A 22,767-nucleotide genomic window follows, 5' to 3' on the forward strand; every position below is an offset into this window, starting at 1 on the left:
GTTCCAGCGTACTTAAGTATTTTTTACCAGCTTCACCGCCAGCACATCGCACGGTGCACCGTGCAGTACATCATTGGCAGTAGAACCCAGCAACAACGCCAAACCGTGACGACCATGGCTACCCACCACGATCAAGTCGCAAGCCTTTTCCTTTGCCAAGTGGTGGATTTCCTGGCGCGGTTGGCCGTATGTCAGGTGGCAGTCTTCCTTTTTCAGGTGCGGGTATTTGAGAATCAAACGATCCAGGCGCTCCTTGGCCTGGTCAAATTGTTGTTGCTGCAACTGGGAAAGGTCCATCGGCACGTCACCGCCAAAGGCCATGGCCATGGGCTCGACGATATGCACCAACGACAGTATGGCGCCATTGGCCAATGCAGATTCCTGCGCGCGCTTGATCACTGGATCGCACTCTTCGGTCAGGTCGACCGCGACCAGAATATGTGTGTAGGGCATGGGGCGTTCCTCCAGGGGACTGCAATAAGTTCAGTATGGCTGCTTTCAAGCGGATGCGGTTGCGTCAGGTCAAATCCGCTCATCTAGAAATTCGGGAGTACACATATGACGGTCTGGATAGTGGTGTCAATCCTTGTGGTGGTCTTGAGCCCTCTGGCATGGCTGCGCCCGTCGCGCCATCAGAGCGGGCGTATGGCCCTGCGCATGGAGGCGCGCCGCATCGGGCTGGCCATGCAACTGGCGCCCCAGGAGTGGCCGCACTGGCTCAAGCAAGAGCCGCCGAGTCCCTGCGCGCAGTATTGCCGGCCACGACGCGGCAGCACGCCGGCCCTCTGGAGTTACTGGCAGTTGGAGCCGGGGGTGTGGGTCAATCAATGGCGCGAGGTCTGCGTGGATGAAAGGTTGTTGCCGTATTTTTCGACGCTGCCGGCCAACGTGTACAAGGTCGAGGCCGACAAGCAAATGATCGCCTTGTATTGGGGCGAGAAGGGCGAGGCGAGCGTGTTGAAGGATATTGATGCGCTGCTCAAGGCATTGGCCTGACGCCGCGCGCTCCTACAAAAACAGGCAATAAAAAGCCCGACATATCATCGGGCTGGAGTTGGCCAGGCAGGCCGGTAAATTCATTTGAGGCATTTGGGTTGCAGCTAGCCTAGCCGCATATCCCATTGCGTACAGCCTTTTTTGACAACTTTTCTATTATTGATCCTGTGAATATTCCAATATTGACGGGTAGCGAGCCGGTGGCCGAGGTTCTGAAATGACTGGAAAGTCGCGTTTTTCCTAGCCTTTGGAGCGATTGACAATTGCTCTGAATTGGATGAAGGTGGCGTACCCAAATCAAACGGGCGTATGAATTGAGCGTTTGTCCTACAGGCGACTCTGACATAACCCCGACTATCGCACTGGCGGGTGTGCCTGGCGGATTGGCGTGAGCATTGATGCAGTTGTCAATGTCCAACCAGAGGCCAGCGTCCGGTGTGTACTGTTCAGCTTCCATATCGTGGAGATCAGTTGATGATTTACGAAGGTAAAGCCATCACGGTTAAGGCTCTTGAAAGTGGCATCGTCGAATTGAAATTCGACCTCAAGGGTGAGTCCGTCAACAAGTTCAACCGTCTAACCCTGAACGAACTGCGTCAGGCCGTAGACACCATCAAAGCAGATGCTTCGGTCAAGGGCGTGATCGTCTCCAGCGGCAAGGACGTGTTCATCGTCGGCGCTGACATCACCGAATTCGTCGACAACTTCAAGCTGCCCGATGCCGAGCTGGTGGCTGGCAACCTCGAAGCCAACAAGATTTTCAGCGATTTCGAAGACCTCAACGTACCCACCGTTGCTGCGATCAACGGTATCGCCCTGGGCGGCGGCCTGGAAATGTGCCTGGCGGCAGACTTTCGTGTCATGTCCGCTACCGCCAAGATCGGTCTGCCTGAAGTCAAGCTGGGCATCTACCCGGGCTTTGGCGGCACCGTGCGCCTGCCGCGCCTGATCGGTGCCGACAACGCCATCGAATGGATTGCCGCCGGCAAGGAAAACCGTGCTGAAGACGCGCTGAAAGTCGGTGCCGTCGATGCCGTGGTTGCCCCGGACAAACTGGCCGAAGCCGCGCTGAACCTGATCAAAGGCGCCATCAGCGGCGAATTCGACTACAAGGCCAAGCGTCAGCCGAAGCTGGAAAAGCTCAAGCTCAACGCCATCGAACAAATGATGTCGTTCGAAACCGCCAAAGGTTTCGTGGCAGGCCAAGCCGGCCCGAATTACCCGGCACCGGTCGAAGCGATCAAGACCATCCAGAAGGCCGCGAACTTCGGTCGCGACAAAGCCCTGGAAGTGGAAGCGGCAGGCTTCGTCAAATTGGCGAAAACCTCGGCTGCACAGAGCCTGATCGGCTTGTTCCTGAACGATCAGGAACTGAAGAAAAAGGCCAAGGCCTACGACGAAATCGCCAAGGACGTGAAACAGGCCGCCGTATTGGGCGCCGGTATCATGGGCGGCGGTATCGCTTACCAGTCCGCGTCCAAAGGCACGCCGATCCTGATGAAAGACATCAACGAGCACGGCATCGAGCAGGGCCTGGCGGAAGCCGCCAAACTGCTGGTGGGCCGCGTCGATAAAGGTCGTATGACCGCTGCGAAAATGGCTGAAGTGCTTAACGGCATTCGTCCTACGCTGTCCTACGGCGATTTCGGCCACGTCGACCTGGTCGTCGAAGCCGTTGTCGAGAACCCGAAGGTCAAGCAGGCGGTATTGGCTGAAGTCGAAGCCCAGGTCAAAGACGACACCATCCTGGCTTCCAACACCTCGACCATTTCCATCAGCTTGCTGGCCAAGGCCCTCAAGCGTCCGGAAAACTTCGTCGGCATGCACTTCTTCAACCCGGTGCACATGATGCCGCTGGTGGAAGTGATCCGTGGCGAGAAGTCCAGCGAGCTGGCCATTGCCACCACCGTTGCCTACGCCAAGAAAATGGGCAAGAACCCGATCGTGGTCAATGACTGCCCGGGCTTTTTGGTCAACCGCGTACTGTTCCCGTACTTTGGCGGTTTCGCCAAACTGGTCAGCGCCGGTGTGGACTTCGTGCGCATCGACAAGGTGATGGAAAAATTCGGCTGGCCGATGGGCCCTGCGTACCTGATGGACGTGGTCGGCATCGACACCGGCCACCACGGTCGCGACGTCATGGCTGAAGGCTTCCCGGACCGTATGAAAGACGACCGCCGCTCGGCGATCGACGCACTCTACGAAGCCAAGCGCCTGGGCCAGAAGAACGGCAAGGGCTTCTACGCCTACGAGGCCGACAAGAAGGGCAAGCAGAAGAAAGTGGCCGACCCGTCGGTGCACGAAGTACTCGCACCTGTCATCTACGAGCAGCGTGAGGTGTCCGATGAGGACATCATCAACTGGATGATGATCGCCCTGTGCCTGGAAACCGTACGTTGCCTGGAAGACGGCATCGTCGAGACCGCCGCCGAAGCCGATATGGGCCTGGTGTACGGGATTGGTTTCCCTCCGTTCCGTGGTGGTGCGCTGCGTTACATCGACTCGATCGGTGTGGCCGAGTTCGTTGCCCTGGCTGACAAATACGCTGATCTGGGCCCGCTGTACCACCCGACCGCGAAGCTGCGTGAAATGGCCAAGAATGGCCAGAGCTTCTTCGGTTAAGCGCCCAATCGACTAGAGCGAGAATATTTATGAGCTTGAATCCAAGAGACGTCGTGATCGTCGACTTCGGTCGTACGCCGATGGGCCGCTCCAAGGGCGGCATGCACCGCAACACCCGTGCCGAAGACATGTCGGCGCACCTGATCAGCAAGCTGCTGGAACGCAACGTCAAGGTTGACCCTAACGAAGTCGAAGACGTGATCTGGGGCTGTGTGAACCAGACCCTGGAGCAGGGCTGGAACATCGCGCGCATGGCCTCCTTGATGACCCAGATCCCCCACACCGCGGCCGGCCAGACCGTCAGCCGCCTGTGCGGTTCGTCGATGAGCGCGCTGCACACTGCCGCCCAGGCGATCATGACCGGTAACGGTGATGTGTTCGTGGTCGGCGGCGTGGAGCACATGGGCCACGTCAGCATGATGCACGGCGTCGACCCTAACCCGCACATGTCGCTGTATGCGGCGAAAGCCTCGGGCATGATGGGCCTGACCGCAGAAATGCTCGGCAAGATGCACGGCATTACCCGCGAAGCCCAGGACGCGTTCGGCCTGCGCTCCCACCAACTCGCCCACAAGGCGACCGTGGAAGGCAAGTTCAAGGATGAAATCATCCCGATGAACGGCTACGACGAGAACGGTTTCCTGAAGTTGTTCGACTACGACGAAACCATTCGTCCGGACACCACCCTGGAAAGCCTGGCGGCGCTCAAGCCGGCGTTCAATCCCAAGGGCGGCACCGTGACTGCCGGTACGTCGTCGCAAATCACCGACGGTGCTTCGTGCATGATCGTGATGTCGGCGCAACGTGCCCAGGACCTGGGAATCCAGCCGCTGGCGGTGATCCGCTCGATGGCCGTGGCGGGTGTGGACCCTGCGATCATGGGCTATGGTCCAGTACCGGCCACACAAAAAGCCTTGAAGCGCGCGGGCCTGACCATCTTCGATATCGACTTCTTCGAGCTCAACGAAGCTTTCGCCGCACAGGCCCTGCCAGTGCTGAAAGATTTGAAAGTACTCGACAAGATGAATGAGAAGGTTAACCTGCACGGCGGCGCGATTGCCCTGGGCCACCCATTCGGTTGCTCCGGTGCCCGCATCTCCGGCACATTGCTGAACGTGATGAAGCAAAATGGCGGTAACCTTGGGGTTGCAACCATGTGCATTGGTCTCGGCCAAGGCATTACCACCGTCTTCGAACGCGTCTAAGCGTTGGGTTGACGGAAGCCGGGGCCCAGTGCCCCGGCTTTTGTTTTTTGGAATTTTTAATTTTTTTTCAATAAATTTTGTAAGAGGGCCAGAGCATGAAAGTCGAACCCGGGCTCTACCAGCATTACAAGGGGCCGCAGTACCGCGTTTTCAGCCTGGCGCAGCACTCCGAGACCGAAGAGGAAATGGTGTTCTACCAAGCACTGTATGGCGATTACGGCTTTTGGGTACGCCCGTTGAGCATGTTCCTGGAGACCGTCGAGGTTGACGGCGAGCAGGTCCCGCGCTTTGCTTTGGTCCAGGCCGAACCCAGTCTTTTTAAAGGGCAATAACGGCGGGTCGCGCAAAATGCTGCGCTTGACCTCACCTTGTTGCCACTATATATAGCGTTGCCGCGACAGGCGCCAACTGCCTTTCACTTCTCGAATTCAGGAATTTTCCGATCCATGGGCAAATCGCTGGTCATTGTGGAATCCCCGGCTAAGGCCAAGACCATCAACAAGTACTTGGGCAACGAGTACGTGGTGAAGTCGAGTATCGGCCATATCCGAGACCTGCCCACCAGCGGTTCGGCTAGCGCCAGCAAGGAGCCTGCCGCCAAGCGCGGCAAGGCGGCCGCGGGCGAAGGTCCGGTGCTCACGCCTAAAGAGAAAGCGCGCAAGCAGCTGGTCTCGCGCATGGGTGTGGACCCGGATCATGGCTGGAAGGCCAAGTACGAAATCCTTCCGGGCAAGGAAAAGGTCATCGAAGAGCTGCGCCGGCTCGCCAAAGATGCCGACACCATCTATCTCGCGACGGACTTGGACCGCGAAGGGGAAGCCATTGCCTGGCACCTGCGCGAAGCCATCGGCGGTGATGACAGCCGCTACAAGCGCGTGGTGTTCAACGAAATCACCAAGAAAGCCATCCAGGAAGCCTTCTCCAAGCCGGGCGAGCTGGACATCGACCGCGTCAACGCCCAGCAGGCGCGGCGCTTCCTCGACCGCGTCGTGGGCTACATGGTCTCGCCGCTGCTGTGGGCAAAAATCGCCCGTGGCCTGTCCGCCGGCCGTGTGCAGTCGGTGGCGGTGAAGCTGGTGGTGGAGCGTGAGCGCGAAATTCGTGCGTTCAACCCCGAAGAATATTGGGAAGTCCACGCTGACCTCGGCACTGCCAAGGGCAACAACGTGCGCTTTGAAGTGGCCCGCGAAAAAGGCGAGGCCTTCAAACCGCTGAACGAAGCCCAGGCCATGGCCGCGCTGGAGAAGCTCAAGGCCTCCAGCTACAGCATCGTCAAGCGCGAAGACAAGCCGACCAGCAGCAAGCCGTCGGCGCCGTTCATCACCTCCACCCTGCAGCAGGCCGCGAGCAACCGCCTGGGCTTCGGTGTGAAGAAAACCATGATGATGGCCCAGCGTCTGTACGAAGCCGGCTACATCACTTACATGCGTACCGACTCCACCAACCTGTCGCAAGACGCGGTGGCGATGGCGCGTACTTATATTGAAAGCGAGTTCGGCAAGAAGTACCTGCCGGAAAAGCCAAACGTCTACAGCAGCAAAGAGGGCGCCCAGGAGGCTCACGAAGCGATTCGTCCTTCCGACGCGAACACCGAGCCGAGCAAGCTGAGCGGCATGGAACGCGACGCCGAGCGCCTCTACGAATTGATCTGGCGCCAGTTCCTGGCCTGCCAGATGCTGCCGGCGCAATACCTGTCCACCACCGTCAGCGTGGGGGCGGGCGACTTTGAGCTGCGCGCCAAGGGCCGGATCCTCAAGTTCGACGGTTATACCCGTGTAATGCCGCAAATCGCCAAGCCTGGCGACGACGATGTGCTGCCGGACATGGCCCAGGGCGATACGTTGAAGCTGATCAAGCTCGACCCGTCCCAGCACTTCACCAAGCCGCCGGCGCGTTATTCGGAAGCCAGCCTGGTAAAAGAGATGGAGAAACGCGGCATCGGTCGTCCTTCGACCTATGCGGCGATCATCTCCACCATCCAGGACCGTGGCTACGTGGCGCTGCACAACCGCCGCTTCTATTCGGAAAAAATGGGTGACATCGTCACCGAGCGTCTGTCCGAGAGTTTCTCCAACCTGATGGACTACGGCTTCACCGCCGGCATGGAAGAGAACCTCGATGACGTGGCCCAGGGCGAACGCGACTGGAAGAGCGTGCTGGACGAGTTCTACGGCGACTTCAAGAAAAAACTCGAAGTGGCCGAGAGCCCTGAGAGCGGCATGCGTGCCAACCAGCCGGTCATGACCGACATTCCGTGCCTCACCTGCGGCCGGCCGATGCAGATTCGTACAGCGTCCACCGGCGTGTTCCTGGGGTGCTCGGGCTACAGCCTGCCGCCCAAAGAGCGCTGCAAGGCCACCGTCAACCTGGTGCCGGGCGATGAAATCGCGGCGGATGACGAGGGTGAGTCCGAGTCGCTGGTGTTGCGTGGCAAGCACCGTTGCCCGATCTGCAGCACGGCGATGGACGCTTACCTGCTGGATGAAAAGCATAAGCTGCACATCTGCGGTAACAACCCGGATTGCAACGGTTACGAGATTGAAGAGGGCACCTACCGCATCAAGGGCTACGAAGGTCCGAGCCTGGAGTGCGACAAGTGCGGCAGCGAGATGCAGCTCAAGACCGGCCGTTTCGGCAAGTTCTTCGGTTGCACCAACCCAACCTGCAAGAACACCCGCAAACTGCTGAAGAGCGGTGACGCGGCGCCGCCGAAGATGGACCCGGTGAAGATGCCTGAGCTCAAGTGCGAGAAGGTCAACGACACCTACATCCTGCGCGACGGTGCTTCGGGGCTGTTCCTGGCAGCCAGCCAGTTCCCGAAAAACCGCGAGACCCGTGCCCCGCTGGTGCTGGAAATCGTACCGCACAAGGATGAGATCGATCCGAAGTACCACTTCCTGTGTGAAGCGCCGAAGAAGGACCCGGATGGTCGCCCAGCCGTGATCCGCTATAGCCGCAAAACCAAGGAGCAGTACGTGCAGACCGAAGTCGACGGCAAGCCTACCGGTTGGAAGGCGTTCTACGACGGCGGCAAGTGGAAGGTCGAGGACAAGCGTCAGGGCGCTTGATAGTCCAATGTGGGAGGGGGCTTGCTCCCGATAGCGATGTATCAGTCAACATACCTATGACTGATGCATCGCCATCGGGAGCAAGCCCCCTCCCACATTTGGATCTGCCTCATGGCACTTGCAGTTAACGATGACGCGAGAAATCTGATACACAGTGGTGCTCTCAAGTTTTCGCGAGCAAGCTCGCTCCTACACAGCCAGCATCACGCCTCATTCGTTGTGGAGATTGCCGTCATGGCCAACGAACTCTATACCCGTACCAACCAGAAAATTTACTTCGCGGGGTTATCCCTGGAAGCCCTTGGTCGTGCCGAGGCGGGCAAGGAGATGAATGCCATCGCGCTGGTCCAGGCGGGGCGTGAAGCCGCTCTGTTTCACCTGTATGGCGCCTTGCTGGGGCTATGCCATGAAATCGCCGGGTTCTACCGCTTGCCCCAGGCCGGTTCGCCCCGCGCGGAAATGATCATGGCCCGAGACGTGTTGGAAACCATGGCTATCCCGGAATTGGCCGAACTGGTGGAAATGGCCCAGAGCCCGGACAGTTGGGTAGCCCGCCTGCTCAAGGCGCACGCCGACATGTTCCAGCCGCCCCGCGTTCCCCATGTACCCAAGGGTGATGTGACGCAGCCATTGATCGTGGCGGTTGCATTGGAGGCGGATGAGCCCAAGCCTTTGAGCCGTGAAGAGCTGGAAAGCTGGCGTCAGGAACTGAAAAAGCTGGCGTTGCGCTTTCGCGAAGGTTTGAGCGAGTGCTGAGCGGGCACGCCTGCACGCGACAACACTGATATAATCCCGCGCTTTCGTGGAGAACAGACTTTTATGCCAACGTCCTTTCTGGAAATTGTTGAACTGCCTGACGGCCGAATCGAGCTGCGTCGGGCCGAGGACGAAGGTTCTCTGGTCATTCTGGACTTTTCCGAAGACGCAAAAGCGTTCCTGCAAGGCCAGCATGTGGAAGTGGCTAAAGCGATGTTGAGCGTTGGCGTGCAAATGGCCGGTCGCCTGGCTGAAGGCGAGCCGGAGAAGGAAGATGGCCCAAAGGTTCTTCACTGAGCCCTGAGTAACCCGCTCACTTCTTACCCCAGTCGAATATTCAAGCTCTGCGCATCGCCCGTGTGCGCGGCGCTGATCAGCTGCTGCTTGGCCGTTGCATTCAGTGGGTTCAGCCAGCTCACCACCGTATGGCTACGGCCCAGGCGCAAAGCTTCGCAGGTCAACTGCTGGGCACTTTGCGCGCCTCGTGGCTGCAGCAACAGAATACGTTCACGGTTGAGGCCGGCATCCCGCAGCCAAGCCTGGGTCAGGCTGGCGGGCGGGGCGATCAGCGTCAACCAGCGCGCGTCCTGCTCCTCACTGAGTTCGCGCAGGATCGGCGCCAGCAGGCTCAAGCAGCTTCCGGCAGCCCCACGCAACGACAATTCACTGAATACCTCAGGTTCGCAGCTCCACGGCGCTTCGACCGTTTCCTTGAGGATGGGCGCAAGGGGTTGAGCCATAAAGGCCTCGAACAGCGACAGTTGTGTGTGTTGTGGGGTGTGCACGAGCTGCATGATGTCTCCTTTAGCGGCGAATGACGCCGACACTCAAGCCTTCGATCACCAGGTCCTGGTCTTTGAGGTTCACTTCAATCGGCGCGAACTCCGGGTTCTCGGCCAGGAGCCAGACCTTGCTGCCTTCACGCTTGAAGCGCTTGACGGTGACCTCATCGCCGATCCGCGCCACGACGATCTGGCCATTGCGGGCTTCGCGGGTGGTGTGAACGGCCAGCAGGTCGCCGTCGAAAATACCCACGTCCTTCATGCTCATGCCGTGCACCCGCAACAGGTAATCGGCGCGCGGATGGAAGAAGGTCGGGTTGATGTTGCAGGATTCCTCGACGTGCTGTTGCGCCAGGATCGGCGCACCCGCGGCCACTCGACCGATGATCGGCAGTGTCGATTCGTCGGCCTTGGCTTCGAAGCCAGGGATGCGAATACCGCGCGAAGCCCCAGGGGTCATCTCGATCGCGCCTTTGCGCGCGAGGGCCTTGAGGTGTTCTTCGGCAGCGTTGGGAGACTTGAAACCCAGCTCCAGCGCAATTTCGGCGCGTGTCGGTGGGTAACCGTTGTCATCAAGGCAGCGCTTGATAAAAGCCAGAATCTCAGCTTGGCGTGGCGTCAGTTTTAGCATGTTGATCGCTCTGTCTTTTTATACAGTGACTGGGATTATATACAGTGAACGGCGCTTGGCAATGATCCTTTTGAACGGCTCCGCTGGACGGTCATCCATCATCCGTACTGCGGGGCAGAGGTAGCGCTGCCTACAGGCCATGAAAGATGTGATTAAATAGCGACGAATTAGATGACTGCCCGGCCGGAAAACGGACACGCAGGCTTGACAAGACATACCCTGAAACGTATGTTTCAAACAAGTGTTTGTCAGGCGGAGTAGCCATGGCCCAGTCGGAAACCGTTGAACGCATTCTCGATGCTGCCGAGCAATTGTTCGCGGAAAAAGGATTTGCTGAAACTTCATTGCGGCTGATCACCAGCAAGGCTGGGGTTAACCTCGCCGCCGTGAACTACCATTTCGGCTCAAAAAAAGCCCTGATCCAGGCGGTGTTCTCGCGCTTCCTGGGGCCGTTCTGTGCCAGTCTTGACCGCGAGCTGGAGCGTCGCCAGGCCAAGGCGGATAACAAGCCAAGCCTGGAAGAGCTTTTGGAAATCCTGGTCGAGCAAGCCCTGGTGGTTCAGCCGCGCAGCGGTAACGACCTGTCTATTTTCATGCGTCTATTGGGGCTGGCGTTCAGCCAGAGCCAGGGGCACCTGCGTCGTTACCTGGAAGACATGTACGGCAAGGTGTTTCGTCGCTATATGTTGTTGGTCAATGAAGCTGCCCCGCGTATTCCACCGATCGAGCTGTTCTGGCGTGTGCACTTCATGCTCGGCGCCGCGGCCTTCAGCATGTCCGGGATCAAGGCGCTGCGCGCGATTGCCGAGACCGATTTCGGCGTCAACACCTCCATCGAGCAGGTGATGCGCCTGATGGTGCCGTTCCTCGCCGCTGGCATGCGCGCCGAAACCGGTGTGACCGATCAGGCCATGGCCGTGGCCCAATTGCGCCCGCGCAGCAAATCCACACCCACCCTCGCCAAGGTTTGACCGCTGCGGGTGGGCGCGGCCGCTTGCATCCGCTAAGCTAGCCGCCATGCCGATTTCAGCTATTTACGCGCAACCCGTCGTGCTTACCGTAACCGGTAGGGATGACGGGTTGTGCGCGTTATTTAAGGAAGGTTTATGACTGCTGCCCTGCAAGGTTCTTTGATGGTCGACGTTGCCGGTACCTGGCTGACGGCCGAGGACCGCCATCTGTTGCGCCAACCTGAAGTGGGCGGCTTGATCATTTTTGCGCGCAATATCGAGCATCCACGCCAGGTTCGCGAATTGAGCGCGGCGATTCGTGCGGTGCGCCCGGACCTGCTGCTGGCGGTTGACCAGGAAGGCGGCCGGGTGCAGCGTCTGCGCCAGGGGTTCGTGCGCTTGCCGGCCATGCGCGCGCTGGCGGATAACCCCAACGCCGAGTACCTGGCCGAACAATGTGGCTGGATCATGGCCACCGAAGTACTCGCCGTGGGCCTGGACCTCAGCTTCGCCCCAGTGCTCGACCTGGATTACCAGCGCAGCGCCGTGGTCGGCACCCGCTCGTTCGAAGGCGACCCCGAGCGCGCCGCCGTACTCGCCGGTGCCTTTATTCGCGGCATGAACAGCGCGGGCATGGCCGCCACCGGCAAGCACTTTCCGGGTCACGGTTGGGCCGAGGCCGATTCCCACGTCGCGATTCCCAACGACGAGCGCAGCCTGGAACAGATTCGCGCCAATGACCTGGTGCCTTTCGCACGCCTGAGCAAGCAATTGGCCGCCGTGATGCCCGCGCATGTGATCTACCCGCAAGTGGATAGCCAACCCGCCGGCTTCTCACGCCGCTGGTTGCAGGACATCCTGCGCGGTGAGCTGCAGTTCGACGGGGTGATTTTCAGTGATGACCTGTCCATGGCCGGTGCCCATGTGGTGGGTGATGCGGCCAGTCGGATCGAGGCGGCACTCACTGCTGGTTGTGACATGGGGCTGGTGTGCAATGACCGCGCGGCTGCCGAGCTTGCACTGACTGCAGCCCAGCGGATGAAGGTCACGCCTTCGGCTCGCATTGCGCGTATGCGGGGACAAGCAATTGCCTCGACTGACTACAAACAGGATCCGCGCTGGCTGGCAGCCCTTGGAGCGTTGCGAGACGCTCAGCTGATTGAATAAGAAGCTTGATGTAGGTAGCGTTTGAATGCGGCTGAGGCTGTTTCTTGCCGCAGTGTAGGAGTTGCGCTGCTTTAACCTCCATTACTGGCTGCTGTAGAGTCCTTGTTTCATGAATGACCTGATTGCACGTATCGTCGAGTTGGATTGGCAAGGGTACTTTGAACCTCGCTCGCTGGAGCGTGGGTTTGAGTACGCTGGCGAAAATCGTCTTGAAATAAAAGAATTCGGGCATCACCGGCTGATCGCGCATTGCAGGGGCTCTGGACGTAATGTCTACACCCTGTCGATTACCCTGGAGGGTGCAACATCCCGTCGGCCGGGCATCATCTGTGTGTGTTCTTGCCCGGTGGCGATAAATTGCAAGCACGCGGCTGCGGTCTTGTTTACGTTGACTGCGCTGTACGAAGAGCTGAACGAGCCGAAGAAGCCGGTGGGTGACCGCCTGAGTCCGCAGCTCGAAAACTGGCTCGAAAGCATCCCCAAGCCCACCCCGCCGGGTGAGGTTCAGCCCAAGAACACCGGCACTTGTTTGCTGTACCAAATCACTCCTGATGTTTATTCCAGTGGCTGGTCGTTGGAGGTGTACCGGGCGCGCGTGACGAAAAAAGGCGAGTACAGCGATATCAAGCCTCTGCACTCGATGGATGAGATATTGCGGCGTGCCCCTGGCTATATGCATGAGCTGGATACACGCATTGGTCGATTGCTGTTGTTGGGCCGATCTTATGGCAACTATGGCAGCAGTTTTCAGTTGGCCGGCGAGACGGGGGCCGAAATTCTCCAATTGGCGTTAAAAACCCAGCGCCTGTTTCTGGAGCTGGGCGCAGGACTGGCGCTCAACCCTGGCCCGGCGCGCGCTGCTCGTTTTGATTGGGCCGTGTTGCCCGACGGCAATTACATTCCCTGCTGGATCAGCGACGGGCGCGAGTTGGACGATGTGTTGCCGCTCAAACCGCTTCACTATCTTGACCTCGACAACATGGAAATCGGGGTGCTCGAGCATGGGCTGGATAAGAACCTGGCCCTGCATCTTTGCGGCTTGCCGATGATTCCAGCTGAGCAAGTCGCGTTATTCAGTCATCGCATCAGTGCGGTGTCCAAGGTGATTCCGCCACCACGCGAGCTGACCGAGCGCGTCGTGGATACGTTGGAACCCCAAGGGTGTCTTACATTGGGAAGCGACGAATCCTACGTGTACAGCCAGGTCGACTATCGGCGGATGCTCGCCCTGGAACACCGCGCCGCCCTGGCTTTTCGTTACGACACAAGCCTGGTCAGCGGCAAGGGCACTGAGGACATCCTGTTTCTCAATGGCACCGAAACCCAACGCATCCAACGCAAGCCCGCAGCTGAAAAAGCCTTGCGCAAGACGCTCACGAAAATCGGCTTTAAAACGGTCAATCGCAAAAGCGGTGCACTGCCTGTCGGTGCAGGAGAGATGTTCGATCTACCCAACGATGAAGCCTGGCTGGCTTTTGTTGAAAGCCAGCTGTCGGTTCTGCGTGAAGCAGGGTGGGAAGTCGTCATTCATCCGGGGTTTTATTACAATGTGGAGGCTGTTGACGGCTGGTACGCGGACATTGAAGAGTCACCCGGTCACGAGTGGTTCAACCTTGAGCTGGGCATTGAGGTCAATGGCGAGCGGCACAGCCTGTTGCCCATCATGCTCGACTTGATGCGGCGTCAACCCAAACTGCTTGACGCCACCTACATGGCCGAACGTGATGATGATGAGCGCGTGTTGGTCAGTCTGGATGCCCGCACTCATATCAAAGTTGCGCTGCCCTACGGTCGTATCAAACCTCTGATGGCGACCCTCGGCGAACTCTACCTGCGCGCGCCTGAAGGAGACGCACTGCGGCTGAGTGCGCCGGATGCGGCAAGGCTCAGTAACCTGGATGCACTACCTCTGGTCTGGCAGGGCGGCGAGCGACTGCGTGATTTCGCCCAGCGTCTCAAGGGCTCCACCCATGCCCAGGTCTCTGCCCCCGAGGGCCTGAAAGCAGAACTTCGTGGCTATCAACTCGAAGGCCTGAACTGGATGCAAACGCTGCGCGAGCTGGAAGTCGGCGGGATTCTTGGGGATGACATGGGCCTGGGCAAAACCCTACAAACCCTTGCGCACCTGCTCGTGGAAAAACAGGCAGGGCGATTGCAAATGCCCGCATTGGCCGTAATGCCCACCAGCCTGATCCCGAACTGGATCGACGAAGCCACACGGTTCACGCCACAGCTCAGAGTTCTGGCGCTGCACGGTGCACAGCGTCAGGCTGACTTCTTGCGCTTGACCGATTACGACCTGGTACTCACCACCTACGCGCTGTTGCCGCGAGACCTTGAGGTCCTGCAGCCGCAGCGCTGGAGCGTGCTGATCCTCGACGAAGCGCAAAATATCAAGAATCCCAACAGCAAGGCGGCCCAGGCCGCTCGCCAACTGGATGCCGGCCAGCGGCTGTGCCTGAGCGGGACGCCGTTGGAAAACCATTTGGGCGAACTCTGGTCGCTGTTTCACTTCCTGTTGCCGGGATGGCTGGGCGATAGTAAAACCTTCAATCGCGATTACCGCACGCCGATTGAAAAGCACGGCAATGCGCAACGCATGCAGCACCTGACGGCGAGGATCAAACCCTTCCTGTTGCGCCGCAAAAAAGAACAGGTGGCCACCGAGCTGCCACCCAAGACCGAGATCGTGCACTGGGTGGACTTGAGCGACGCCCAGCGTGACGTGTATGAAACCGTGCGTGTGGCGATGGACAAGAAGGTTCGCGACGAGATCACCCGGCATGGTGTCGCCCGCAGCCAAATCATCATTCTCGAAGCGCTGCTCAAGTTGCGCCAGGTCTGCTGCGACTTGCGCCTGGTCAAGACTGCACCCGCCTCCAAACTGGCCCGGGCCGGTACTGGCAAACTCGGCAGTTTGATGGAGATGCTCGAAGAGTTGCTCAGCGAGGGGCGGCGCGTCCTGCTCTTTTCGCAGTTCACCTCGATGCTGGCATTAATCGAAGAGGAGCTGAAGCAGCGTCAGGTCGACTATTCAATCCTGACCGGTGAAACCCTGGACCGGCGCACACCGGTGAAGGATTTCCAGGACGGCAAGACGCCGTTGTTCCTGATCAGTCTGAAAGCGGGCGGAACCGGCTTGAACCTGACGGCCGCGGATACGGTGATTCATTACGACCCCTGGTGGAACCCGGCCGTGGAAAACCAGGCCACCGACCGGGCCTACCGGATCGGGCAGGATAAGCCGGTATTCGTCTACAAGATGATTGCCCGGGGCACGGTGGAAGAAAAGATTCAGGCGTTGCAATTGGAAAAGGCAGCGCTTGCCGACGGCGTGCTTGAAGGGGGCGCCAGTGCGGGTTGGAAGCTGGAGCAGCGGGATATCGAGGCGCTGTTTGCGCCGTTGCCTGGCTAACGACCGCGGCAAGCCCTAATGCCAGTCAGTTAAGGACGAACACTGTACCTGTGGCGAGGGAGCTTGCTCCCGCTGGGCCGCGAAGCGGCCCCAAAAATGGGACTGCTGCGCAGTCCAGCGGGAGCAAGCTCCCTCGCCACAGGTTACTTTTTACCCTTTCTACTTCTTAACTGACTGGCATTAGGGCTTGCCCCCGATGGCGATCCGACAGTCAGCGCTTCTCTTGCTTATTCGGCAACGGTGCAAACAGCGCCTCGATATCCTCATTACCCAACTGCCAATCCCCGGTCGAACGCCCATCCAGCACACCCGCCGCCAGGTCGGATTTTTCCTTCTGCAAATGCTGAATTTTCTCTTCTACCGTGCCTCGGGCAATCATCTTGTAGACGAACACCGGCTTCTCTTGCCCGATGCGGTAGGCGCGGTCAGTGGCCTGGTTTTCGGTTGCGGGGTTCCACCACGGGTCGTAGTGGATCACGGTGTCGGCTTCGGTCAGGTTCAGGCCGACGCCGCCGGCTTTCAGGCTGATCAGAAAAATCTGCAGCTTGCCGCTCTGAAAGTCCTTCACCGGTGTGCGCCGATCGCGTGTCTGGCCGGTCAGCAGGGCGTAGGCGATTTTGCGCTGCTTGAGTTCAGCCTCGATCAGACTCAGCATTGAGGTGAACTGCGAAAACAGCAGGATCCGCCGGCCCTCGGCAAACAATTCCTCGAGCATCTGCATCAAGCTGTCGAGCTTGCCCGAGCTGCTGCCGCGGGCGGGCAGGGCGGCATCGTTGACCAGGCGCAAATCGCAGCACACTTGGCGCAGTTTGAGCAGTGCTTCAAGGATGATGATCTGGCTGCGCGCCACCCCCTTGCGGGTGATCTCGTCGCGGACCTTTTTATCCATGGCCAGGCGCATGGTTTCATACACGTCGCGCTGCGCCTCATTAAGGTCGACCCAGTGGATAATCTCGGTCTTGGGCGGCAGTTCCGTGGCCACCTGTTCCTTGGTGCGGCGCAGCAGGAACGGCTTGATCCGACCGTTGAGGTGCTGCAATCGCACCTCACTGGCGCGTTTTTCAATGGGGACGCGGTAATCGCGGTTGAAGCTTTTCACATCGCCGAGCCAGCCCGGCAACAGGAAGTGGAACAACGACCATAACTCGCCCAGGTGGTTTTCCAGCGGCGTGCCGCTCAGGCACAGGCGCTGCCGCGCATTCAGCTCGCGTGCCGCTTGCGCCGCCTTGCTGGTGGGGTTCTTGATGTACTGGGCTTCATCGAGGATCAGCACATGCAGGGGCAGGGCGGCGAGGGTGTCGATGTCCTTGGGCAGCAGCGCGTAGGTGGTCAACAGCAGGTCATAGTCCTGCAGATTGGCGAAATGTTTCTTACGCCCTGCGCCGTACAGCGCCTGCACCCGCAATTGCGGAGTGAAATGCGCGGCCTCATCGAGCCAATTGGGGATCAGGCTGGTAGGCATGACCACCATGCACGGTCGATTCAGCCGTCCTGCATTTTTTTCCGTAAGAATATGCGCCAGGGTCTGCAAGGTTTTACCCAGGCCCATGTCATCCGCAAGAATCCCACCCACCTCCAATTGGCGCAGCGACTGCATCCAGCTCAGGCCTTCCAGCTGGTAAGGGCGCAAGGTTGCATTCAAGCCTTCAGGCGCCACGCAGGTGAAATCCTTGATGTCCCGCAGGCGCTGGGCGAAGTTGCGGATTTTCTCGCCGCCTTCCCATTGCAGTGGCAGATCTTCCAGCGGGTTCAAGCGGATCGCATCGGCCTTGGCCAGGCGCAATGTGGTGGTGCCGGATTCCTGCAGGTAGAACTCACCGAGGGTCGCCAGTACCGGCTTCAATCGCCCATAGGGCAGCGCCACTTGCAGCGGACCGTGGCCGTTGGGCAGGCCGGGAATGTTCACCAGGATCAATTCATCATCGCGGCGCCGTGCGAGTTTTTCCGGGTTGAGGATTTCGGTGTGGGAGCGCATCAAATTCAGCAGGATGGGCAGCAGACTCAGCCGTTCGCCATTGACGATGATGCCCAGCTCCAGATCGAACCAGTCCCGCTCGGGGGCTTCATCGACGCTGGCGTACCAGTCGTCCACCGGGCTGAGGTCAAAACCGAAGTCTTCATCGATTTGCAGCTCCCAACCTTCGGCCCGCAGGGCAGGGGACGCGTTGAGGGTGAAATTCAACCAGGCGCTGTCATTGACCATCTCGAACAGCTCGCCGGCGCTTTCCGGCAAGGCCTTGCTCTGGCGCGTGGCGATCTTGAACCCGAGCAGGCGCAGTTGCTCGCGATAGGGCTGTTCCAGCTCGGGATGGCGCTTGATGCGCAGGCTTTGGGTTTCCTGGCGCACGATGATATCGGCGTTCTTTTGCCCGCTGACATAGTTGCCCAGATAGTTGAACGACAGCGCCGCGCGGTGCTGGATGTAACGCTGCATCTTGCCATTGCGCGGTTCGAACGCGCTGAACTCCACACTGGCTAGCCACAGGCGCGGCACTGGGCGCACATCCTCCATGACCACCTGCGGCAGTACCACACGGTTATCCAACACCGCCTGCAGTTTTCCCAGCAACTCGGCATCCTGGGCCGCCGCCGGGTAGGCCAGGGTTTCCTGCACCTTGAGCAGCACGGCGGCAATATGTTTGCAATTGGTGTGCACCGGGCAGGTACAGCGGCTGTCCACCAGAATCAGCATGCCCTTGGCCGATTCGCGTAACGAAATGGTCTGTCGGTAGACGTTGCCGCCCGAGCCTTCACAACTGGCGGTGATGGTGCTGTCGCCGGACTCGACGATGCGCACCCGATTCTCCAACGCGTAACGCCGCCCGCGCTCCAGGCTTTGCTCTTTGAAGCGATTGGCCCACGAAGGGGCCAGGGGTTTGGTCAGCGACGCTGTCAGGGGCATGGCGCGGGATCAGTCCTGCATGTCGGGCGGTGGTGCGCTGGGGGGCTTGGCGGTCAGCGAAGTGATCTTGATCAGCAGCGCCAGGTGGCCGCCATCCAGGTAATTGAGCTGGTTGTTCTTGGTGCGTACGTCTTTCTGACTCAGGTGTTCGCTGGCGATCACGCTGCCGTTGCTGTCGAACTGGTTGATCCAGAAGTCGGCATCGATGTCAGTGAAGCGACCCAGTTGCAGGTTCAGCACGCCCTCGATCGGAAATTGGCCGAATTGCTCCTGGCCGTCGGTGATCGCGATCTTCACTGGCTGTTCGCCGAGGCTCTGTTCCCAGGCCTTGTGCGCAAGCACGGTGTAGTTGGAATCGGCGCGCAGTTTTTCGACGATATTGCCCAGGCGCGGCGGGCTCATTCGCTCGCCCAGGCGCTGCGCACCGCTATCCCAGTTTTCCGGGGCGGCGCGGCTGTTGATCACCGGCTCTGCATTCTGGCGTACCAGGATCATCTCCACCTGGTAGGGGCTGTCGGCAAAGGCCGAAGGCGCGAATACCAGCAACAGCAGGCTCAGAATGCGGAACACGCGCATGGAGGCGTCCTTCAAGCAGATTTCGGAATGAGGCGCTCAAACAGCGCCTCCAGGGTATTGAAGCGTTCTTCGGCGCGTTCCATCGGCACCATGAACTTGAACAGCGTAGCCCCTTCGAACTTGTAGCGGTTGGGCTGGCCCTGGATCAGCTTGATCAGCACCAACGGGTCTACCGGCGTTTGCGCTTCGAATTCGATACGCCCGCCTTGCGGCCCCGCGTCGACTTTCTTGATGCCCAGCTGTTCGGCCTGCAATTTGAGCAGGGTCAGGCGCACCAGGTTCTTGGTCGGTTCCGGCAACAGGCCGAAGCGGTCGATCATTTCCACCTGCAAGTCCTTCAGGCCTTCTTCGTCGGTGGCCGAAGCGATGCGCTTGTACAGGATCAGCCGCGCGTGCACGTCCGGCAGGTAGGCTTCGGGGATCAACGCCGGCAAGCGCAGGTTGATTTCCGGGCCACCGCCCAACGGTTGGTCGAGGTTCGGCTGTTCGCCCTTGCGAATGGCTTTCACCGCGCGCTCGAGCATTTCCATATAAAGGGTGAAGCCCACGGCCTGGATCTGCCCGCTCTGGCCGTCGCCGAGCAGTTCGCCGGCGCCACGGATTTCCAGGTCGTTGGTGGCCAGCACGAAGCCGGCGCCGAGGTCCTGGGTGTTGGCGATCGCTTCCAGGCGCTTTTCCGCGTCGGACGTGATCTGTTGGCGTGGTGGCGTCAACAGGTAGGCGTAGGCCTGGTGGTGACTGCGCCCGACCCGGCCGCGCAGTTGATGCAGTTGGGCCAGGCCGAACTTGTCGGCGCGTTCGATGATAATGGTGTTGGCGCTGGGTACGTCGATACCGGTCTCGATGATGGTCGAGGCGATCAGCACGTTGAAGCGCTTGTGGTAGAAGTCGCTCATCACCTGCTCGAGTTCGCGCTCACGCATCTGCCCATGGCCGATGGCGATGCGGGCTTCCGGCACCAGTTCGGCGAGGTCGGCGGCGCACTTTTCGATGGTCTTCACGTCGTTGTGCAGGTAATACACCTGGCCACCGCGCAGCAATTCGCGCAGCAGCGCTTCCTTGACCGTGCTTTTGTTCTGCTCCATCACGAAGGTGCGTACCGACAGACGGCGTGCAGGCGGCGTGGCGATGATCGACAGGTCGCGCATGCCCGACACCGCCATGTTCAATGTACGCGGAATCGGCGTGGCGGTGAGGGTGAGGATGTCGACTTCGCTGCGCAGGGCCTTGAGCTGTTCTTTCTGGCGCACGCCGAAGCGGTGCTCTTCGTCGATGATGACCAGGCCCAGGTTCTTGATCTTCACATCGTCCGACAGCAGTTTGTGCGTGCCAATCACGATGTCGATCTTGCCTTCGGCGAGGTCGGCGATGGCGGCATTCACTTCCTTGGCGGATTTGAAGCGGCTCATCACTTCCACGCTCACCGGCCAGTCGGCAAAGCGGTCGCGGAAGCTGTTGTAGTGCTGCTGGGCGAGCAGGGTGGTGGGCACCAGGATCGCCACCTGCTTGCCGCCATGCACCGCAATGAACGCCGCGCGCATCGCCACTTCGGTCTTGCCGAAGCCGACGTCGCCACACACCAGGCGGTCCATCGGCTTGGGCGCAAGCATGTCGGCGCGCACGGCGTCGATGGTGGTTTGCTGGTCGGGGGTTTCTTCGAAAGCGAAGCCGGCGCTGAAGGTGGCGTAATCGGCTTTCGGGTCGGCGAACGCATAGCCTTCGCGGGCCGCACGGCGTGCGTAGATGTCGAGCAGTTCGGCGGCGACGTCGCGCACCTGTTCGGCGGCCTTGCGCTTGGCTTTCTGCCAGGTCTCGGAGCCCAGGCGGTGCAACGGCGCCAGGGCGTCATCGCTACCGGTGTAGCGCGCGATCAAGTGCAGGCTGGCCACCGGCACGTAGAGCTTGGCGCCCTCGGCGTATTCCATGGTGAGGAATTCGGCGGCCTGGTTGTCGATTTCCAGGGTCTGCAAGCCGAGGTAGCGGCCTACACCGTGGTCGATGTGCACCACCGGCGCGCCTTCACGCAACTCGGTGAGGTTCTTGATCACCGCGTCATTGTTGGCGTCGGCGCGTTTTTCACGGCGGCGACGCTGCATCACGCGCTGGCCGAACAACGGGCTTTCGGCGATCAGCGCCAGGGCCGGGTCGTCCAGCAACAAGCCTTCGTCCAATGGCGCGATGGTGATCGCCAGGCGCTCTTTGCTTTTTACGAAATCCGGCCAGCTATCGACGGTCTTCGGGCGCAGCTTGAGGCGTTCGAGCAGCTCCAGCAGGACTTCGCGACGCCCGGCGGATTCGGCGGTAAACAGCACGCGGCCGGGGAAGTCGCCGAGGAAGTTGGACAGCGCTTCGAGCGGCTGCGTGGCTTTGGCCTGGATCGCCAGGTCCGGCAGTGTGCCCGCCGGGAAACGCTCGCGGCCGCTGCCGGCGTCCACATCCTGCTGGCTGGCGACCACGCGTGGCCAGTTTTTCAGGCGGGCGAAGCAATCTTCCACCGGCAGGAACAATTCGGCAGGTGGTAATAACGGCCGGGACGGGTCGACGCGGCGCTCTTCATAGCGGTTGCGCACATCGTTCCAGAAGTTTTCTGCGGCCTGTTCGATGCCTGGCAGCGAGAACACCTGGGTGTCCTGGGGCAGGTAGTCGAAGAGGGTGGAGGTTTCGTCGAAGAACAGCGGCAGGTAGTACTCGATACCGGCCGGTGTAATCCCGCTGCTCAGGTCCTGGAAGATCGGGCAGCGGCGGAAGTCCACGTCGAAGCGCTCGCGAAAGCGTGCCTTGAAGCGCGTGACCGCATCTTTTTGCAGCGGGAATTCCCGCGCCGGCAGCAGTTTGATCGACTCGACCTTGTCGATGGAGCGCTGGTTTTCCGGGTCGAAGGTGCGCAGGGTCTCGATTTCGTCATCGAACAGGTCGATGCGATACGGCAACTTGCTGCCCATCGGGAACAGGTCGATCAATGCGCCGCGTACGGTGAATTCGCCGTGTTCGTACACCGTGTCGACATAGCGGTAGCCGGTGGCCTCCAGGCGCGTGCGCATCTGCTCCACGTCGAGTTTCTGGCCGACATCCAGCACCAAGCTGCTGCCCAGCAGGAATTTGGTCGGCGCCAGGCGATGCAGGGCAGTGGTGATCGGCACCACCAGCACGCCGTGAGCCAGTTCCGGCAAACGGTACAGGCTGGCGATGCGCTGGGAAATGATGTCCTGGTGCGGCGAGAACAGATCGTAGGGCAGGGTTTCCCAGTCGGGAAAGTGCAGCACCGGCAAATCGGGGGCGAAGAAGCTCAGCTCCTGCTCCAACCGCTCGGCGCTTTGGCTGTCGGCGGTGAGCAGCAGGGTAAAGCGTTTGGCTGCGCTGGCAGCCTCGGCAATGGCCAGGCTCAGGGCGGCACCGGGCAGGTTGCCCCAGTGCTGTTTACCTGCCGCGGCAGGGAGTAGCGGTAGACGCAGAACGGGCACGGAAGGTTGAGCTCCAAGCGTTGCGACAAAGTCGGTAATTGTAGCGGCCAGAGGTGCCGCCTGTCAGTTGCTGACTGTGCCTATTACGGTTTGTTGGAAATGTAGTGGCTAAGACAAACAATCGTCGGTTTTGACTCAATATGTAGTGCCAAAATACGCGAATGTTTAGGAGGGTTACGGACAAGTCGAGCTGCTCGGCAAACTAGTGGCCTTCTGGAACCCGCGTGTTTCCTGGG

Annotated in this window: 16 protein-coding genes; 10 read left to right on the plus strand and 6 right to left on the minus strand. The window is 59.9% G+C overall.

Going from position 1 to position 22,767, the window contains the following annotated elements:
- Positions 1 to 12: 12 nt before the first annotated feature.
- Positions 13 to 453: a universal stress protein gene (locus C4J85_RS07235; RefSeq protein WP_104502144.1), complete on the minus strand. Its 441-nt coding sequence runs from the start codon at positions 451 to 453 to the stop codon at positions 13 to 15.
- Positions 454 to 558: 105 nt separating this feature from the next.
- On the opposite strand from C4J85_RS07235, the gene C4J85_RS07240 reads away from it, so the two are divergent.
- From C4J85_RS07240 to C4J85_RS07270, 7 genes are all read left to right on the plus strand, one after another.
- Complete coding sequence (locus C4J85_RS07240) at positions 559 to 996, plus strand: hypothetical protein (protein ID WP_124361791.1); 438 nt, start codon at positions 559 to 561, stop codon at positions 994 to 996.
- A gap of 474 nt (positions 997 to 1,470) precedes the next feature.
- Complete coding sequence (gene fadB / locus C4J85_RS07245) at positions 1,471 to 3,618, plus strand: fatty acid oxidation complex subunit alpha FadB (protein WP_124370032.1); 2,148 nt, start codon at positions 1,471 to 1,473, stop codon at positions 3,616 to 3,618.
- A 29-nt stretch (positions 3,619 to 3,647) separates the two neighbouring features.
- Positions 3,648 to 4,823 (plus strand): acetyl-CoA C-acyltransferase FadA, encoded by a 1,176-nt coding sequence (gene fadA, locus C4J85_RS07250; protein ID WP_124409312.1) that lies wholly within the window; start codon positions 3,648 to 3,650, stop codon positions 4,821 to 4,823.
- A 95-nt stretch (positions 4,824 to 4,918) separates the two neighbouring features.
- A complete protein-coding gene (locus tag C4J85_RS07255; RefSeq protein WP_124366268.1) occupies positions 4,919 to 5,155 on the plus strand; it encodes a DUF1653 domain-containing protein in 237 nt (78 codons plus the stop codon).
- 114 nt (positions 5,156 to 5,269) lie between these two features.
- A complete protein-coding gene (gene topA / locus C4J85_RS07260; RefSeq protein ID WP_124366269.1) occupies positions 5,270 to 7,891 on the plus strand; it encodes a type I DNA topoisomerase in 2,622 nt (873 codons plus the stop codon).
- Positions 7,892 to 8,125: 234 nt separating this feature from the next.
- Complete coding sequence (locus tag C4J85_RS07265; RefSeq protein WP_124361796.1) at positions 8,126 to 8,647, plus strand: DUF6586 family protein; 522 nt, start codon at positions 8,126 to 8,128, stop codon at positions 8,645 to 8,647.
- A gap of 63 nt (positions 8,648 to 8,710) precedes the next feature.
- Positions 8,711 to 8,944, plus strand: a complete 234-nt coding sequence (locus C4J85_RS07270; RefSeq protein ID WP_124361797.1) for a hypothetical protein — start codon at positions 8,711 to 8,713, stop codon at positions 8,942 to 8,944.
- A 23-nt stretch (positions 8,945 to 8,967) separates the two neighbouring features.
- On the opposite strand, the gene sulA is transcribed toward C4J85_RS07270, so the two are convergent.
- Both sulA and lexA read right to left on the minus strand, forming a co-directional pair.
- Positions 8,968 to 9,441, minus strand: coding sequence for an SOS-induced cell division inhibitor SulA (sulA, locus tag C4J85_RS07275; RefSeq protein ID WP_065886339.1), 474 nt, complete (start codon positions 9,439 to 9,441; stop codon positions 8,968 to 8,970).
- Positions 9,442 to 9,451: 10 nt separating this feature from the next.
- Positions 9,452 to 10,060, minus strand: coding sequence for a transcriptional repressor LexA (gene lexA, locus C4J85_RS07280; protein WP_003172575.1), 609 nt, complete (start codon positions 10,058 to 10,060; stop codon positions 9,452 to 9,454).
- A gap of 263 nt (positions 10,061 to 10,323) precedes the next feature.
- Between lexA and C4J85_RS07285 the strand changes: the two genes are divergently transcribed.
- From C4J85_RS07285 to C4J85_RS07295, 3 genes are all read left to right on the plus strand, one after another.
- Positions 10,324 to 11,031, plus strand: a complete 708-nt coding sequence (locus tag C4J85_RS07285) for a TetR/AcrR family transcriptional regulator (protein WP_124409313.1) — start codon at positions 10,324 to 10,326, stop codon at positions 11,029 to 11,031.
- Between the two features lie 135 nt (positions 11,032 to 11,166).
- Positions 11,167 to 12,177, plus strand: a complete 1,011-nt coding sequence (nagZ, locus tag C4J85_RS07290; protein ID WP_124366273.1) for a beta-N-acetylhexosaminidase — start codon at positions 11,167 to 11,169, stop codon at positions 12,175 to 12,177.
- A gap of 109 nt (positions 12,178 to 12,286) precedes the next feature.
- Complete coding sequence (locus C4J85_RS07295) at positions 12,287 to 15,592, plus strand: DEAD/DEAH box helicase (RefSeq protein ID WP_124409314.1); 3,306 nt, start codon at positions 12,287 to 12,289, stop codon at positions 15,590 to 15,592.
- 211 nt (positions 15,593 to 15,803) lie between these two features.
- Here the strand turns inward: C4J85_RS07295 and C4J85_RS07300 are convergent, their stop codons facing one another.
- From C4J85_RS07300 to mfd, 3 genes are read right to left on the minus strand one after another with little or no spacing between them, the layout of a single operon-like run.
- Entirely contained in the window at positions 15,804 to 18,494 is a 2,691-nt protein-coding gene (locus C4J85_RS07300; protein WP_124409315.1) for a DEAD/DEAH box helicase, read from the minus strand.
- 9 nt (positions 18,495 to 18,503) lie between these two features.
- A complete protein-coding gene (locus tag C4J85_RS07305) occupies positions 18,504 to 19,070 on the minus strand; it encodes a CsiV family protein (RefSeq protein WP_124366276.1) in 567 nt (188 codons plus the stop codon).
- Positions 19,071 to 19,081: 11 nt separating this feature from the next.
- Positions 19,082 to 22,531, minus strand: coding sequence for a transcription-repair coupling factor (gene mfd / locus C4J85_RS07310; RefSeq protein ID WP_124406604.1), 3,450 nt, complete (start codon positions 22,529 to 22,531; stop codon positions 19,082 to 19,084).
- Positions 22,532 to 22,767: the final 236 nt, after the last annotated feature.

It is taken from the genome of Pseudomonas sp. R4-34-07, assembly GCF_003852375.1.
Taxonomy (GTDB): Bacteria; Pseudomonadota; Gammaproteobacteria; order Pseudomonadales; family Pseudomonadaceae; genus Aquipseudomonas.

Coding starts and splice junctions, on each gene's coding strand:
- C4J85_RS07235 (WP_104502144.1), bottom strand. CDS start 453: ATGCCCTACACACATATTCTGGTCGCGGTCGACCTGACCGAAGAGTGC.
- C4J85_RS07240 (WP_124361791.1), top strand. CDS start 559: ATGACGGTCTGGATAGTGGTGTCAATCCTTGTGGTGGTCTTGAGCCCT.
- fadB (WP_124370032.1), top strand. CDS start 1,471: ATGATTTACGAAGGTAAAGCCATCACGGTTAAGGCTCTTGAAAGTGGC.
- fadA (WP_124409312.1), top strand. CDS start 3,648: ATGAGCTTGAATCCAAGAGACGTCGTGATCGTCGACTTCGGTCGTACG.
- C4J85_RS07255 (WP_124366268.1), top strand. CDS start 4,919: ATGAAAGTCGAACCCGGGCTCTACCAGCATTACAAGGGGCCGCAGTAC.
- topA (WP_124366269.1), top strand. CDS start 5,270: ATGGGCAAATCGCTGGTCATTGTGGAATCCCCGGCTAAGGCCAAGACC.
- C4J85_RS07265 (WP_124361796.1), top strand. CDS start 8,126: ATGGCCAACGAACTCTATACCCGTACCAACCAGAAAATTTACTTCGCG.
- C4J85_RS07270 (WP_124361797.1), top strand. CDS start 8,711: ATGCCAACGTCCTTTCTGGAAATTGTTGAACTGCCTGACGGCCGAATC.
- sulA (WP_065886339.1), bottom strand. CDS start 9,441: ATGCAGCTCGTGCACACCCCACAACACACACAACTGTCGCTGTTCGAG.
- lexA (WP_003172575.1), bottom strand. CDS start 10,060: ATGCTAAAACTGACGCCACGCCAAGCTGAGATTCTGGCTTTTATCAAG.
- C4J85_RS07285 (WP_124409313.1), top strand. CDS start 10,324: ATGGCCCAGTCGGAAACCGTTGAACGCATTCTCGATGCTGCCGAGCAA.
- nagZ (WP_124366273.1), top strand. CDS start 11,167: ATGACTGCTGCCCTGCAAGGTTCTTTGATGGTCGACGTTGCCGGTACC.
- C4J85_RS07295 (WP_124409314.1), top strand. CDS start 12,287: ATGAATGACCTGATTGCACGTATCGTCGAGTTGGATTGGCAAGGGTAC.
- C4J85_RS07300 (WP_124409315.1), bottom strand. CDS start 18,494: ATGCCCCTGACAGCGTCGCTGACCAAACCCCTGGCCCCTTCGTGGGCC.
- C4J85_RS07305 (WP_124366276.1), bottom strand. CDS start 19,070: ATGCGCGTGTTCCGCATTCTGAGCCTGCTGTTGCTGGTATTCGCGCCT.